Origin of the sequence: Novosphingobium sp. 63-713, from assembly GCF_001898925.1 — a bacterium.
Taxonomy (GTDB): Bacteria; Pseudomonadota; Alphaproteobacteria; order Sphingomonadales; family Sphingomonadaceae; genus Novosphingobium.
On record NZ_MKVS01000021.1, the window covers coordinates 1 to 1,650 of the forward strand.

Below are 1,650 nucleotides of genomic sequence, written 5' to 3' on the forward strand. Positions count from 1 at the left end.
CCCACCCGTCTGCCGCTGGCCCCGCGTGAGCGCCCCCAGACTGTCGAGCCGCCGCGCAATCGTCGAAATGAAGCGACGCTCGCCGCGGCAATCGGTGGTGACCGGGCGGAAGATCGGCGCGCTGGCCTGATGGGTACGGTTGGTGCGGCCCAGGCCCTGAATGGCGCGATCCGCGCGCCAGCCCGGTTCGAGCAGGAAATGGACGCGGCGCTGCTGGTTCTGGCAATCGAGCGAGGCATGATAGGACCGGCCCGTGCCCCCGGCATCCGAGAAGACCAGCACCCGCTTCTGGCCAGCCATAAAGGCATTGGCATCGGCCATGGCATTGCTCGGGGAACGCGATTCCAGCTTCTGGGTGCCATCGGGCAGAGACAGCAGGCGACGGGTTCGCCCGGTCACCTCGGCCACGGCATCGGCACCAAAGCGCGCAATGATGGCATCGAGCGCCGGAACAATGGGCGGCAGCGCGCCGAGCAATTCGATCAGATCATTCTTGATGCGCAGGGCTTCCTGCGAATGGACGGGATTGCCATTGGCATCCGACAGCGGACGCGAACGCTCATTACCCTCATCGTCCCAGTAGCTTTCCATCGCTCGCGTGGGAAAGGCGCTGTTCAGGTAATCCAGAAGCAGTTCTTTGGGCGACAGGTCCACACTCAGTTCAGCCCGGTCCTCGGCATCGAGTTCGGCCAGGCGCCGTCCCAGCAAAGCTTCCGAGGTTGAGACCAGTTGCACCACAGCGCTTTGGCCTGCCTCCAGCGCACCGGCGATGGCGGGCAGCAGGGTCGGCAGTTTCATCGAGAGCAGCAATTGCCCGAAGAACCGTTGTTTGGAGCTTTCGAAACGCGAGCGCGCCGCGCTCAATGCCTGTCCATTGAGCGTCCGGCCATCGACCGGATCGGTCACGCCCGCAGCGCCCAGCGCTGCCTCCATGTTCTGGTTCACCACGCTCCACGCATCGGCATAGGCGTCGAAATCGGCAATCTGGTCGACCGAGAGCGCGTGTTCGAGAATATCGTATTCGACGCCAGCATAGGACAAGGCGCGGGCGGTATAAACGCCCATTGCCTTGAGCTCCCGCGCGACCAGTTCCATCGCCGCGATACCGCCCTCGCGGATACGGGTAATAAAGGCGGTGCGATCAGGGAAAGCTGTCCCCTCGCCCCAGAGGCCGAGCCGCACGGCATAGGCCAGATTGTTGATGTCGGAGGCGCCGGTGGCCGAGGCATAGATCACGCGGGCACGCGGTAGGCGATTTTGCAGTTCAACCCCGGTGATGCCCTGCTGCGATCCCTTGGTGGCGCCAAATCTCCCTTCCCCGCCTGCAACACCGCCCATTGCATGAGCCTCGTCAAACAGGAGCAGCCCTTCAAAATCCTCGCCGCACCAATCGAGGATTTGCTGCAACCGCGTTTTTGCGCCTGAAGCGCTGCGCAAGGTGGCATAGGAAGCGAAGAGGATGGCGTCCCCTCGCCCGATGGGTCGCTCCGGTTTGATTTTGGCGAGCGGCTGGATGTCGAGCGCCATGCCGCCCAGCGCCTGCCAGTCCCGCCGCGCATCCTCGATCAGATATCTAAACTGTCTAGGGTGTCTCACTTCTTTTATTGCGAGGCTGGACATGGGCGTTTCTCGGGAACGGCAGGACAGCGG

1 pseudogene is annotated in these 1,650 nt (G+C 63.4%); it reads right to left on the reverse strand.

The window, feature by feature from the left end:
- A pseudogene (locus BGP00_RS10250) lies at positions 1-1,569 on the reverse strand (strawberry notch-like NTP hydrolase domain-containing protein); the annotation flags it as partial.
- Positions 1,570-1,650 lie beyond the last annotated feature (81 nt).